Origin of the sequence: Streptomyces sp. CWNU-52B, assembly GCF_047444975.1 — a bacterium.
In the GTDB taxonomy this organism is placed as follows: Bacteria; Actinomycetota; Actinomycetes; order Streptomycetales; family Streptomycetaceae; genus Streptomyces.
The window spans coordinates 149,077-162,462 of the sequence record NZ_JBLFJV010000021.1; the positions used below are offsets into that span (position 1 = coordinate 149,077).

A 13,386-nucleotide genomic window follows, 5' to 3' on the forward strand; every position below is an offset into this window, starting at 1 on the left:
CGGTTCCCCGCACCCCCTTGAGGGGGCACGGGGAACCGCGCGGTCTTTCAGGGGCGTGGGGAACCGTTCGACCGGCCACAGCTCACCCGCGGGCACCCTCCGAGCCACGTGACCCACGAAGAGCGGGGGTCACAGCGCGGGATACGCGTTCCTCATCAGCTCCTGGAACTGGGAAGAGAACCAGTGCCCGGACAACGGCGCGTTCGCCAACGCCCCCGACATGTTGTTGTTGTTCCGCGGGTTGCCGGTGTACGTGGGGTCGCACATCCGGTCGAAGCCCTTGCCCTCGTCGTTGGGGATCGCGGTGCTGGACCCGTCCGACTCCCCCGGCGGCTTCATCCACACGTACGCGTCGATACCGGCCGCCGGCGCCGCCTGCGGCCGCTCACCGAGTCCCGCCCCGGACTGGTTGCACCAGTTCCCGAGGTGGATCCGCCGGTCGTAGCGCCCACCGTCGACGTACGTGTCCACGGTGGTCGTCGCCCCGGGCCCGGTGGGCCGTGCCGTGCCGCCCCAGCCGTTGCGGGAGGTGTCGATCAGCATGCCGATCCCGGCGGGGAAACCGATCGAGACCAGCTGCGTACGCATGGCCTGCGCGTACGACTGCTCGTCGACGTACCGGTTCCAGTCGATCCACTTCGACAGCCGCACCGAGGTCCCGTTCACGGAGTCGCCGATCGTGAAGTGGTCCTCCTTCGTGGCGCTGTAGTTCGCGGTGTTCACGATGAAGCCGTGCACGTCGGCGACCGTCGCGCCCTCGGCGGAGGCGGCCTCCTTGAAGAGCGCCGCGGAGGGCGCGAAGTTGTCGTCCCAGCCGAGCCAGCCGTGGTGTCCGGCGTCCACGTAGTTGTAGACGTTGGGCACGTCACCGAGCTTGTTCAGCGCGTAGCCGACGCCCTTCACGTAGTTGCCGTTCGCCTTCATCGTGTCGCAGTTGGCGGTGGCGGTGGCGCGCGGCGAGACGTTGGTGACGAGGTTCGGCAGCGAGTCGATCTCGACGGTGGTGACGATGCGCAGACCGGCGTACTTGGTGTCCGCGAGGATCGCCGCGATCGGGTCGATGTACTGGGTCCTGTACTTGTCGATCTCCGTCGCGCCGAGTTCACCGTTCGACGCCAGCGCGGCGCAGTCACGGCCGGGCAGGTTGTAGACGACCAGCTGGACGACCAGTTCGTCCGAGCCCTTCTGCGCCAGCGCCGCGTCCAGGTGGTCGCGCAGCCCCATGCCGCCGTTCACGCCGTTGATCGCGGCGATCCGGTCGAGCCACACGCCGGTCGGCTGGTCGGCGATGCGGCTGCCACCGGTCTCGGCGGTGGCCTTCGCCTTCCACTCCGGGTTCACGTACACCTTGGCGCCGGCGTACGGGTTGTCGACCCTGCTGCCCGTACCCGGGTCGGTCGGGTCGGTGGGATCGGTGGGGTCCGTGCCGCCGTCGTCGACGTTGCAGGTCACCCCGTCGAGGGTGAACGTCGTGGGCAGCGCGTTGGTGCCGCTGTAGGTGCCGTTGAAGCCGAAGCTGACCGAACTCCCGGTGCCGAGCGCGCCGTTGTAGCTCTCGTTGGCGGCGGTGACCGCGGTGCCGCTCTGGCTGAGCTTGGCGTTCCAGCCGCTGGTGACCTTCTGGTTCCCGGCGTACGACCACTTCACGGCCCAACTCGACTTGGCCGTGCTGTTGTTGGTGACCGTCACCGCGGTGGTGAAGCCGGTGTCCCACTGGTTCTGCACCTTGTACTCCACGGTGCAGGGGACGGCGGCCACGCCGACGTCCCGGGGTATCGCCGCGGCGGCGGCGCCCGCGGTGCCGGCGACCAGCGCCAGCGCCGCGAGAAGTGCAGTTCTGGTACGGCTCATGTGCGGGGTGTCCTATTCCGTCGAGGGCGCGCCGATGTGCACGCTGCCCGATGCCGAACGACGTGGGTGTGCCGTCGTGGAGAGAACTCGGGGCCGGGCGGGAGTCTCAGTCCCAGGTGCTCCGGGTCCGGCCCAGGTGGAGACGTGCGCTATTGCCGAGCCGCCGCCCACGGCGGCTCGTACGGTGGCGCCGACCACTGAGGGGAGCGCACGCACGGGGCGGCGCAGGGGTCACGCGGAGGGTGCCGCGGGACGTAGGGCGGGGGGTGTCGCATGAGCGACTCCTTGCAGTTCGGACACGCCGAGACGGACGCGTCGACTGATGGAACCGCTCCCACTGGTGCCGACGAAGGTAGCGCCAAGTGTTGGTAAACAACAGAGGAGTCGCGCTCTTGATCTATCGAATCATTTCGACTCTTCAAGCACCTTGACCCCTTGCACCCCTCTCTCCAATATGGGAGCGCTCCCACTGGTTCAAGGCTTGTTGCTCCGCCCCCATCTCCGAGCCGCAAGGAGAGGAACCAGAACATGGCACCCAGACGCAATCGCCGTGCGCGGCGGATATGGACCGCCGTGGTGGCGGCCCTCGCTCTCCCGTTGGCCACGCTGGCGACCGGTACAACTCCTGCACAAGCGGCCGCGGTTCAGTGCAGTGTCGACTACACGACGAACGACTGGGGCTCCGGTTTCACCGCCGAGCTCACGCTCACCAACCGCGGCACGGAGGCGATCAGCGGCTGGACCCTGAGCTACGCCTACGCGGGCAACCAGCAGCTCAGCAGCGGCTGGAGCGGCACCTGGTCGCAGTCGGGCAAGACGGTCACCGCGACCAACGCGTCCTGGAACGGGACGATCGCGGCCGGCGCCGCCGTGACGACGGGCGCCCAGTTCACCTACAGCGGCACCAACGCCGCACCCACCTCCTTCGCGATCAACGGCACCACCTGCGCCGGCGCCCACCAGCCGCCGATCACCGTGCTGACCAGCCCCGCGGCGGGTGCCGTCTACTCCCAGGGCGCCGCGGTCCCGCTCGCGGCGACCGCCGCGGCGGCGGACGGCGCGACGGTCGGCAAGGTCGAGTTCTACGACGACACGACGCTGCTGGGCACCGACACCAGCTCGCCCTACTCGCTCTCGGCCACCGGCTTGGCCGTGGGCAGCCATTCGCTGCTCGCGAAGGCGTACGACAGCCTGGGCGCGTCGGCGGAGTCCACACCGGTCGGCATCACGGTCGCCTCGGGTCCCGCCGTGGTGGTCTCGCCGGCCCAGCTCGGCGTCCAGCAGGGCAAGACGGGCACGTACGACGTGAAGCTGTCGACCCAGCCGTCGGCGAACGTGACCGTGACGACCGCTCGGGCGAGCGGCAACACGGGGCTGTCCGTCACCGGCGGGGCCTCGCTCACCTTCACCCCGTCGAACTGGGCCACCGCGCAGAAGGTGACGGTCACCGCCGACGCAACGGGCACCGGGTCGGCGTCCTTCGAGTCGACCGCCACCGGACACGCGAAGGGCACGGTCACCGTCACCCAGCTCGCCGCGTCGAAGGAGTACGACGCCCGCTTCCTCGCTCTCTACGGGAAGATCACCGACCCGGCGAACGGCTATTTCTCGCCGGAGGGCATCCCGTACCACTCGGTGGAGACGCTGATCGTCGAGGCGCCCGACCACGGCCACGAGACGACCTCGGAGGCGTACAGCTATCTGCTGTGGCTGCAGGCCATGTACGGCAAGGTGACGGGTGACTGGACCAAGTTCAACGGCGCCTGGGACATCATGGAGAAGTTCATGATCCCCACGCACGCCGACCAGCCGACCAACTCGTTCTACAACGCCTCGAAGCCGGCGACGTACGCACCCGAGCTCGACACCCCGAACGAGTATCCGGCGCAGCTCGACTCGGGCATCTCCGTCGGTCCCGACCCGATCGCCGCCGAACTGAAGAGCGCGTACGGCACCGACGACGTGTACGGCATGCACTGGCTGCAGGACGTGGACAACGTCTACGGGTACGGCAACGCGCCCGGCAAGTGCGAGGCGGGCCCCACCGACACCGGTCCTTCCTACATCAACACCTTCCAGCGCGGCGCGCAGGAGTCCGTGTGGGAGACGGTGCCGCAGCCGACCTGCGACGCCTTCAAGTACGGCGGTACCAATGGCTACTTGGACCTGTTCACCAAGGACGCGTCCTACGCCAGGCAGTGGAAGTTCACCAACGCCCCCGACGCCGACGCGCGTGCCGTGCAGGCCGCGTACTGGGCGGACATCTGGGCGGAGGCGCAGGGCAAGGGCTCCGAGGTGTCGGCGACCGTCGGCAAGGCCGCGAAGATGGGCGACTATCTGCGCTACTCCATGTACGACAAGTACTTCAAGAAGATCGGCAACTGTGTGGGTCCGTCGACCTGCCCGGCCGGCACCGGCAAGGACGCCTCGCACTACCTGCTGAACTGGTACTACGCGTGGGGCGGCGCCACCGACGCCTCGGCCGGCTGGGCCTGGCGCATCGGCTCCAGCCACACCCACGGCGGCTACCAGAACCCGCTGGCCGCCTACGCGCTCAGCTCGTACGCCGACCTGAAGCCCAAGTCGGCGACGGGGCAGGCGGACTGGGCCAAGTCCCTGGACCGGCAGCTGGAGTTCTACCGCTGGCTGCAGTCCAGTGAGGGTGCCATCGCGGGCGGCGCCACCAACAGCTGGCAGGGCCGCTACGCGACGCCGCCCTCCGGGACGCCGACCTTCTACGGCATGTACTACGACGAGAAGCCCGTCTACCACGACCCGCCGTCCAACCAGTGGTTCGGCTTCCAGGCGTGGTCGATGGAGCGGGTGGCCGAGTACTACCAGCAGACGGGTGACGCGGACGCCAAGACCGTCCTCGACAAGTGGGTCGACTGGGCCCTGGCCAACACCACGGTCAACCCCGACGGCTCCTACCGCATCCCCAACACCCTCCAGTGGTCGGGCAGGCCCGACACCTGGAACGCGTCGAGTCCCGGCGCCAACACGGGACTTCACGTCACCGTCGCCGACTACACGAACGACGTCGGAGTGGCCGCCGCGTACGCCAAGACCCTGACGTACTACGCCGACCGGTCCGGTGACACCGCAGCCGGGACGACGGCCAAGGCGCTCCTGGACGGCATGTGGGCGAACAACCAGGACGCGCTGGGCATCGCGGTCCCGGAGACCCGCGCCGACTACAACCGCTTCGACGACGCCGTGTACGTCCCGAGCGGCTGGACCGGCACGATGCCCAACGGGGACGCCGTGAACGCGTCGTCGACCTTCGACTCGATCCGCTCGTTCTACGAGGACGACCCCGCGTGGTCGAAGATCGAGTCCTATCTGGCCGGCGGGGCCGTGCCCTCCTTCACGTATCACCGGTTCTGGGCCCAGGCGGACATCGCCCTCGCCATGGGCTCGTACGCGGAGCTTCTCGAATAGCCCCGTAGTAGCTCCGCGGGAAGGCCGGCACGTCGGCCGCGGCTCGGTCGTGGCTGGTCGCGCGGTTCCACGCGCCCCTGAAGGGACGGGGCTCGGGCAGCGACAGAACGTGCCGTGGGCGGTCCCCACCCGCACCGGGGGCCGCCCGGCCTTTCGCGTCTCCCCGCCTCCCCCCACGCAAGGAGAGGGTCACCGTGCGAAGAACCTCCGTCCTCACCGCTGTGCTCGGGCTCGCGGCCGGGCTGCTCGCGGGCACTCCCCCCGCACTGGCCGCGCAGCCCCCCGAAAAGGCCACGCCGGCCGTGTCCGTCGCCGCCGACACGTACACCTGGAAGAACGCCCGCATCGACGGGGGCGGCTTCGTCCCTGGCATCGTCTTCAACCGGTCCGAGAAGAACCTCGCCTACGCCAGGACCGACATCGGCGGCGCCTACCGCTGGCAGGAGGCGTCGAAGAGCTGGACGCCGCTGCTCGACTCGGTCGGCTGGGACCACTGGGGGCACACCGGCGTGGTGAGCCTCGCCTCCGACTCCGTGGCCCCCAGCAAGGTGTACGCCGCCGTCGGCACGTACACGAACAGCTGGGACCCCGGCAACGGAGCGGTGCTCAGATCCGCCGACCGGGGCGCGACCTGGCAGAAGGCCGACCTGCCGTTCAAGCTGGGCGGCAACATGCCAGGACGCGGCATGGGTGAGCGCCTCGCGGTCGACCCGCACCGCAACAGCGTGCTGTACCTGGGCGCGCCGAGCGGCAAGGGCCTGTGGCGGTCCACCGACTCGGGGGCCTCCTGGTCGCAGGTGACGAGCTTCCCGAACGTCGGGAACTACGTGCAGGACCCGACCGACACCAGCGGGTACGCCTCCGACAACCAGGGGATCGCCTGGGTCACCTTCGACGAGTCGAGCAGCACGGGCACCGACGCCACGAAGACCGTCTACGTCGGGGTCGCCGACAAGGACAACGCGGTCTACCGCTCCACCGACTCGGGCGTGACCTGGTCCCGGCTCGCCGGGCAGCCCACCGGGTACCTGGCCCACAAGGGTGTGCTGGACGCGACGAACGGCTACCTGTATCTCGCGTACAGCGACAAGGGCGGCCCGTACGACGGCGGCAAGGGCCGGCTGTGGCGGTACGCGACGGCGAGCGGCACCTGGACGGACATCAGCCCGGTCGCGGAGGCCGACACCTACTACGGCTTCAGCGGGCTGACCGTCGACCGGCAGAACCCGGGCACGGTGATGGCGACCGCGTACAGCTCCTGGTGGCCGGACACCCAGATCTTCCGCTCCACGAACAGCGGCGGCACCTGGACGCAGGCGTGGGACTACACGTCGTACCCCAACCGCTCGAACCGCTTCACCATGGACGTCTCGTCCTCACCCTGGCTGTCCTGGGGCGTCTATCCGTCGCCGCCCGAACAGACGCCCAAACTCGGCTGGATGACCGAGGCGTTGGAGATCGACCCGTTCGACTCGGCACGCATGATGTACGGGACGGGCGCGACCGTCTACGGCACCGAGAACCTGGGTCAGTGGGACAGCGGCGGCCAGTTCACCATCGAGCCGATGGTGCGGGGCCTGGAGGAGACGGCCGTGAACGACCTGGCCGCTCCCCCGTCCGGCGGCGCCCGACTCCTCAGCGCCCTGGGGGACATCGGCGGCTTCCGGCACACGGATCTGACCCAGGTGCCGTCGATGATGTTCACCTCGCCGAACTTCACCAGTACGACGAGCCTCGACTTCGCGGAGTCGAACCCGGGCACGGTGGTGCGGGCAGGCAACCTCGACTCGGGTCCGCACGTGGCGTTCTCGACGGACAACGGCGCCAACTGGTTCGCGGGCACCGACCCTTCGGGGGTGAGCGGCGGCGGCACGGTCGCCTCGGCCTCCGACGGCGGCCGGTTCGTGTGGAGCCCCGAAGGCACCGGGGTGCACTACGCGACCGGGTTCGGCACGTCGTGGACGGCGTCGAGCGGGATCCCGGCCGGTGCGGTCGTGGAGTCCGACCGCGTCGACCCGAAGACCTTCTACGGCTTCAAGTCGGGTAAGTTCTACGTCAGTTCGGACGGCGGCGCGACCTTCACCGCCTCGTCGGCGACCGGGCTGCCGAGCGGCGACAGCGTACGGTTCAAGGCGCTGCCCGGTGCCAAGGGTGACGTCTGGCTGGCGGGCGGGGCGAGCGACGGCGCGTACGGGCTGTGGCACTCCACGGACTCCGGCGCGACCTTCACCAAGCTGTCCGGCGTCGAGCAGGCGGACACGATCGGCTTCGGCAAGGCCGCGCCGGGCGCGTCGTACCAGACGCTCTACACGAGCGCCGAGATCGGCGGCGTACGCGGGATCTTCCGCTCCACCGACAAGGGCGCGACCTGGACCCGTATCAACGACGACGCCCACCAGTGGGGCTGGACCGGCGCGGCCATCACCGGCGACCCGCGCGTCTACGGGCGCGTGTACGTGTCGACGAACGGGCGCGGGGTCGTCTACGGCGACTCGTCCGACGCGGGCGGCGGGGACGGCGGGGACGGCGGCGGTACGGATCCGACGCCGACCGGCGCCTGCGCGGTCACGTACGAGGTCACGAACCAGTGGTCGGGCGGCTTCCAGGCACAGGTGCGGCTCGCCAACACCGGCTCGGCGGACTGGACCGGCTGGTCGCTCGGCTGGTCCTTCGCCGACGGGCAGACCGTCACCCAGGCGTGGAACGCCGAGTCCGCGCAGTCCGGCACGGCGGTCACCGCGAAGAACGTGAGCTGGAACGCGAACGTGGCGGCGGGTTCGTCCGTGAGCTTCGGCTTCACGGGCACCTGGTCGGGCACGAACGGAACTCCTGCGGCGTTCCGGCTCGCAGAGCAGTCCTGCTCGGTGACCTGACACCCGGGCCGGACGGACGGAAGGGCGCGGGCCTGCCTGGCCCGCGCCCTTCTTGTGCGCTCGGCGTCCTGAGCGGTTCCGCCCGGCGCGTCCTACGGGGTGTAGACGGTGGGCCTCGGTGCCGTCGGCATGCCGTTGCCGATGAAGAAGCTCGGGTGCGGGGGCTGGTTGTACGCGGTGTTCTGCCAGGCGATGCCCGTGCGGTACATCGTGTCGTGGAGCAGGGTCGTGATCTTCGTGCTGGTCTCGGTCGGGGTGGAGTAGATCCGCAGCGCCGTGTTGTCGCTGGTCGCCCAGACCACCTCCTCGCGCCAGTCGCCGAAGAGGTCACCCGAGAGGGCCGGCGTCGCCTTGGTGCCGTTGTTGGAGTGGACGGAGGCGCCGGTCAGCAGCCGGGTGTCGGAGGACGTGCCGTACTTGTCGATGTGGGTGCCGTCGAGGAGTTCACGCGTGGTGTCCCCGTCCCACCAGGACAGGAAGTTGACGGAGGACGGCTCACGGCCCTTGGTGGCGCCCGCCTCGTCACGGATGTTCGTGTCGGAGGCCGACCACACCTCGGCGCCGTCGTTGCCCGCGTAGATGTCCCCGGCCACTCCCCTGCCGTTGTCGCAGCAGGCGGCGAGCTGCCAGCGGATCGCGCCGTTGGCGGGGTTGATGTACAACTCGGCGGGCTGGGAGGTGGATTCGGAGACCTTGAAGTACTCCAGGCCCGAGGTGCCCGGGTCGAGGTCACCCAGGTGCTGGGCGTCGCCGTGCCCGGTCTTCGTCGTCCACAGGCCGTTGCCGTTGTCGTCGACGGCCATCGCCCCGTAGACGATCTCGTCCTTGCCGTCGTTGTCGACGTCCCCGACGGACAGGCTGTGCGAGCCCTGGCCGTCGAAGCCCCTGCCGGTGTTGGTCGACGAGTTGGTGTCGAAGGTCCAGCGCCGGGTGAAGGCCCCGTTCCGCCAGTCCCAGGCGGCGATCACGGAGCGCGTGTAGTAGCCGCGCGCCATGATGAGCGAGGGCCGGGCGCCGTCCAGGTAGGCGGTGCCGGCGAGGAATCGGTCCACGCGGTTGCCGTACGAGTCGCCCCACGAGGAGACCGTGCCACGCGCCGGGACGTAGTCGACCGTCCCCATGGCCTTGCCGGTCTGGCCGTTGAACATGGTCAGGTACTCGGGCCCGGTGAGGACGTACCCGCTGGAGTTGCGGTGGTCGGCGGAGGAACTGCCGATGACCGCGCCCGTCCCGTCGACCGTGGCGTCGGCGGTCTTCGCGGCCACCTCGGCCTTGCCGTCGCCGTCGTAGTCGTACACCTGGAACTGTGTGTAGTGCGCGCCCGAGCGGATGTTGCGCCCGAGGTCGACGCGCCACAGCCGGGTCCCGTCGAGCTTGACCCCGTCGATGATGGTGTTGCCGGTGTAGCCGGACTGGGAGTTGTCCTTGGCGTTGGTGGGCTGCCACTTCAGGACGAAGTCGAGCGCGCCGTCGCCGTCGAGGTCACCGACCGAGGCGTCGTTGGCCTCGTAGGTGTACGCGACTCCGTCGGGGGTCGTGCCACCGGCGGGCGGGGTGATGGGGACGTCCTTGTATCCGGTGCGGAACTGGATCGCGTGCACGGAGTCGCTCTGCTCGACGCCGCCGACGATCGCGCGGACCGTGTAGTCGGCCTGGGCGGGCCCGCCGGTGTGGAAGTAGTTCGTCGAGCCGGTGACCGGGGTCGAGTTGACCTTCGTGCCCGCCCGGTAGACGTTGAACGACACGTCGTTCGGGTCGGTGCCGAGCCAGCGCCAGCTGACCAGGTTGCCCGCGTCGGTGTGGACGCTGACCACACCCCGGTCGAGTTTCTCGACCTGGCGCGCGGTCGCGGCCTGGGCCGGTGACGCGGTGAGCGTGGTGAGTCCGGCGGCGGCGAGGACGCCGGCGAGCGCGGTGGACAGGAGCAGACGGGACCTGCTGTGTCTGCGATGCGGGTGCAGCACGGTGAGGTACCTCCCTGGGAGAGGGGCAGACGGGTTCTGCTACCTCAGTCGCCACGGGAGACACGGGAGTTGCCGTGTTTTAGCAAGCGCTCTCTACGCGTCCGTCTCTGCTCGTACGGTGCTGTTCGTGCGGTCGGTGCTGTTCGTACGGTCGGTGCTGTTCGTAGGGCGCCGGACGTCCGGCGGTCCCGGTTTCCGGAACGCCCGCAGCTCGAACTCCGGTTCCGGGCGCGGGACATGCTGGTCCGGGAGCTGTTCCAGGCGGGCGGCGAGCTTCTCGGTGAGGGGCGCGCCCGGCGGCAGCAGGGTGTACCAGCCGCGCCGCACGTCGGCCGCCGCCCGCGCCGGGGCCCGGCCCTGCCCCCGGCCGCGGAAGCGGGCCCGCCCCGCCGGGAGCAGTGCGTGCCGGCCGGCGTACGTGGCCACGAGGTCGCAGCGGTCGCGGGCGGTGCGGCGGGGGCGCGGCGCCATCACGGCGTCGATGTCGCTGCCCACGTCGTGCGAGGCGGCCTTGTCGACGGTCGTGACGAAGACCCCGCCGGGGCGCAGCACCCGGGCCGCCTCGGCGACGACCCGCTCCGCGTCGTCCAGGAGGTGCAGCAGCCAGATCGCCGAGACGGCGTCGAACGAGGTGTCGGGGAAGGGGAGTTGGCGGGTGTCGGCGAGGACGAGACGACCCGGTACGCGCGCGGCGGCCCGGCGCAGCATGCCGTACGCCGCGTCGGCGCCCGTCACGTCGAGACCGGCCGCGGCGAGCCTGCGGGTCACGATGCCGGTGCCGCAGGCGACGTCCAGGAGGGTGCCGGTGCCTTCGGGGATCAGCCCGAGCACGGCGTCGGCGGCCGCTTCGGCGCGGAGTTCGCCGCCCCGGGACGCGTCGTACCGCTCGGCCTCCTTGTCGTAGTCGAACACCAGGCGGCTCACCGTGCGCCGTGCCCCGTGGCGAGCTCCTCGACCCGGACGGCCAGCTCGAAGTCCTTCTCGGTGACGGCGCCGCCCACACTGTGCGTGTTCACCGTGAGGGAGAGGGTGTGGTGGCTGAGGGTGAGGTCGGCGTGGTGGTCCAGCTCGTCCTGCACCGCCGCGATGTGCACGACCAGGGCGGCCGCGGCGAAGTGCGAGTCCAGCCGGTAGGAGCGGGTGATTCTCTCTCCGTCCAGGGACCAGCCGGGCAGTTCCGCGAGCCGGTCCTCGATGTCCTTCAGCGACAGCGGTTCGAGGGGCATGGTCGCGCTCCTTCTCTGGTGTCGTCCGGCCATGGTGTCCGGATCTCTTCAGCGTCCCACAGTCCGGCTCTCCCGTCCCTGGTCAGGCGGGCGGGGGCGTACATCCACTACCGTCGGGGCATGACCGCTGCCACGTCCGCGTCCGCGTCCGGGTCCGGGGCCGAGTCCGGCTCCGGGCGCGGCGCCTGCGCCGTCACCGGGGTGGGGCCGCTGCTGCGCGGCTGGCGGGAGCGGCGCCGGGTGAGTCAGCTGGAGCTGGCCCTGCGTGCCGGGTCCTCGGCGCGGCACATCAGCTTCGTCGAGACGGGCCGCTCCCGGCCGAGCGAGGAAATGGTGCTGCGGCTCGCCGAGCACCTGGACGTACCGGTGCGGGAGCGCAACTCCCTGCTGCTGGCGGCCGGTTACGCGCCCCACTACCCGCAGACCCCGCTGGACGATCCGACGCTCGACGCGTTGCGCGAGGGGATGGAGCAACTGCTCCGGGGGTACGAGCCCTATCCGGCGCTGGTCGTGGACGCCACGTACGACGTGGTCGCCGCCAACCGGGGGGTGCTGATGCTGCTCGACGGCGTCCCCGAGCATCTGCTCGCTCCGCCGCTGAACGCGGTGCGGCTGACGCTGCACCCCGAGGGTCTGGCGCCCAGGATCCGCAATCTGCGCGAGTGGCGCGGCCATCTGCTGGCCCGGGTGGAACGGGACATGTCCCTGCGCCGCTCGGAGGCACTGCGTGCGCTGTACGAGGAGGTCGCGGCCTATCCGCACCCGTCGGCCGCAACGACGCCGCCCGGCTCACCCGGATCACCCGGCTCACGCGCGTCATCCGGCTCCGCGGCATCCGCCGGGGAGTCCCCGGGCTCCGTCCCCTCTTTCGCGCTGCCGATGCTGATCGAGCACGACGGGCGGGTGCTGTCCTTCGTCTCGTCCATCTCCACGTTCAACACCCCGATGGATGTGACGGTCGCCGAGCTGGCCATCGAGACACTCCTGCCGGCCGACCCGGCGACGGTCAAGTACCTCCGGTCGCTGGGGTCCTGACACTCCTGAGGCCCTGCCGGAGGGGTCTCACCCGCCGTGCGACGGCGAAACCTGGATCATGTTCGGTTCCAGTGAGGCTTTCGTGGGAACGTGGCACACTTCTCGCCATGCTCGGCGCTCGGGGAGGCGTAGGTGAGTGAGAGGCGTCCGGCGCCGACGGTGGGCCAGGTGGTGTTGGGGAGGCGGCTCCAGGAACTGCGTGAGGCGTCCGGCCTGAAGCGGGACGAGGCCGCCCGGATCCTGCACGTGACGGGTGCGACCGTACGGCGGATGGAGATGGCCGAGGTCACGCTGAAGGTCCCGTACGTCCAGGTGCTCCTGTCGACGTACGGCGTGCCCGACGAGGAGATCGCGGGGATCGTCCGGCTGGTCGAGGAGGCCAATCGGCCCGGCTGGTGGCAGCGGTTCCATGACGTCCTGCCCGACTGGTTCAGCCTGCATGTGAGCCTGGAGGGCGCGGCCTCGGTCATCCGGTCGTACGAGCCGCACTTCGTCCCCGGACTGCTGCAGACCGAGGACTACGCGCGCGCCGTCCTGGAGGCCGGCACGGTCGGGCAGACCGGGGCCGAGGAGATCGAACGCCATGTGTCCCTGCGGATGGCCCGGCAGAAGCTGCTCACCGGGGATCGACCGCCCCACTTATGGGTGATCATGGAGGAGACCGTCCTCCAGCGGCCGGTCAGCATGCGCTCCGAGGTGATGGCCGACCAGTTGGACCACCTTCTCGCGGCCGCGGAGAACGACCACATCACCGTGCAGATAGCCGAGTTCACGTCCGGCCCGCACCCGGGGACGTACGCGCCCTTCGTGCTGTTCCGTTTCCCGGAACCCGAACTGCTGGACCTGGTCTACACCGAGTACCTGACCGGAGCGCTCTATCTGGACTCCCGCAAGGAGGTGGGCACGCATCTGGAGGTGCTGGACCACATGGCGGCCGGGGCGGCGACCGCCCAGCGCACCAAGGAGTTGATTCTGGAGCGCCGGGCGGACTTCTGA

8 protein-coding genes are annotated in these 13,386 nt (G+C 70.1%); 4 read left to right on the forward strand and 4 right to left on the reverse strand.

Going from position 1 to position 13,386, the window contains the following annotated elements; genetic code table 11:
- Positions 1 to 129 precede the first annotated feature (129 nt).
- The gene (locus ACLVWQ_RS21610; protein ID WP_414110723.1) at positions 130 to 1,851 is read right to left on the reverse strand and encodes a glycoside hydrolase family 6 protein; all 1,722 of its coding nucleotides are present in this window, start codon (positions 1,849 to 1,851) and stop codon (positions 130 to 132) included.
- A gap of 528 nt (positions 1,852 to 2,379) precedes the next feature.
- On the opposite strand from ACLVWQ_RS21610, the gene ACLVWQ_RS21615 reads away from it, so the two are divergent.
- Entirely contained in the window at positions 2,380 to 5,292 is a 2,913-nt protein-coding gene (locus tag ACLVWQ_RS21615) for a glycoside hydrolase family 48 protein (protein ID WP_414110724.1), read from the forward strand.
- A 194-nt stretch (positions 5,293 to 5,486) separates the two neighbouring features.
- The gene (locus tag ACLVWQ_RS21620) at positions 5,487 to 8,165 is read left to right on the forward strand and encodes a cellulose binding domain-containing protein (RefSeq protein WP_414110725.1); all 2,679 of its coding nucleotides are present in this window, start codon (positions 5,487 to 5,489) and stop codon (positions 8,163 to 8,165) included.
- A gap of 92 nt (positions 8,166 to 8,257) precedes the next feature.
- Here ACLVWQ_RS21620 and ACLVWQ_RS21625 read toward each other — a convergent pair whose 3' ends face one another.
- From ACLVWQ_RS21625 to ACLVWQ_RS21635, 3 genes are all read right to left on the reverse strand, one after another.
- Positions 8,258 to 10,129 (reverse strand): rhamnogalacturonan lyase, encoded by a 1,872-nt coding sequence (locus ACLVWQ_RS21625; RefSeq protein ID WP_414110726.1) that lies wholly within the window; start codon positions 10,127 to 10,129, stop codon positions 8,258 to 8,260.
- A 93-nt stretch (positions 10,130 to 10,222) separates the two neighbouring features.
- Positions 10,223 to 11,041, reverse strand: a complete 819-nt coding sequence (locus tag ACLVWQ_RS21630) for a class I SAM-dependent methyltransferase (RefSeq protein ID WP_414110850.1) — start codon at positions 11,039 to 11,041, stop codon at positions 10,223 to 10,225.
- An 8-nt stretch (positions 11,042 to 11,049) separates the two neighbouring features.
- The gene (locus ACLVWQ_RS21635; protein WP_414110727.1) at positions 11,050 to 11,355 is read right to left on the reverse strand and encodes a 4a-hydroxytetrahydrobiopterin dehydratase; all 306 of its coding nucleotides are present in this window, start codon (positions 11,353 to 11,355) and stop codon (positions 11,050 to 11,052) included.
- Between the two features lie 120 nt (positions 11,356 to 11,475).
- Between ACLVWQ_RS21635 and ACLVWQ_RS21640 the strand changes: the two genes are divergently transcribed.
- Complete coding sequence (locus tag ACLVWQ_RS21640; protein ID WP_414110728.1) at positions 11,476 to 12,390, forward strand: helix-turn-helix domain-containing protein; 915 nt, start codon at positions 11,476 to 11,478, stop codon at positions 12,388 to 12,390.
- Between the two features lie 132 nt (positions 12,391 to 12,522).
- Positions 12,523 to 13,386: a helix-turn-helix domain-containing protein gene (locus ACLVWQ_RS21645; protein ID WP_414110729.1), complete on the forward strand. Its 864-nt coding sequence runs from the start codon at positions 12,523 to 12,525 to the stop codon at positions 13,384 to 13,386.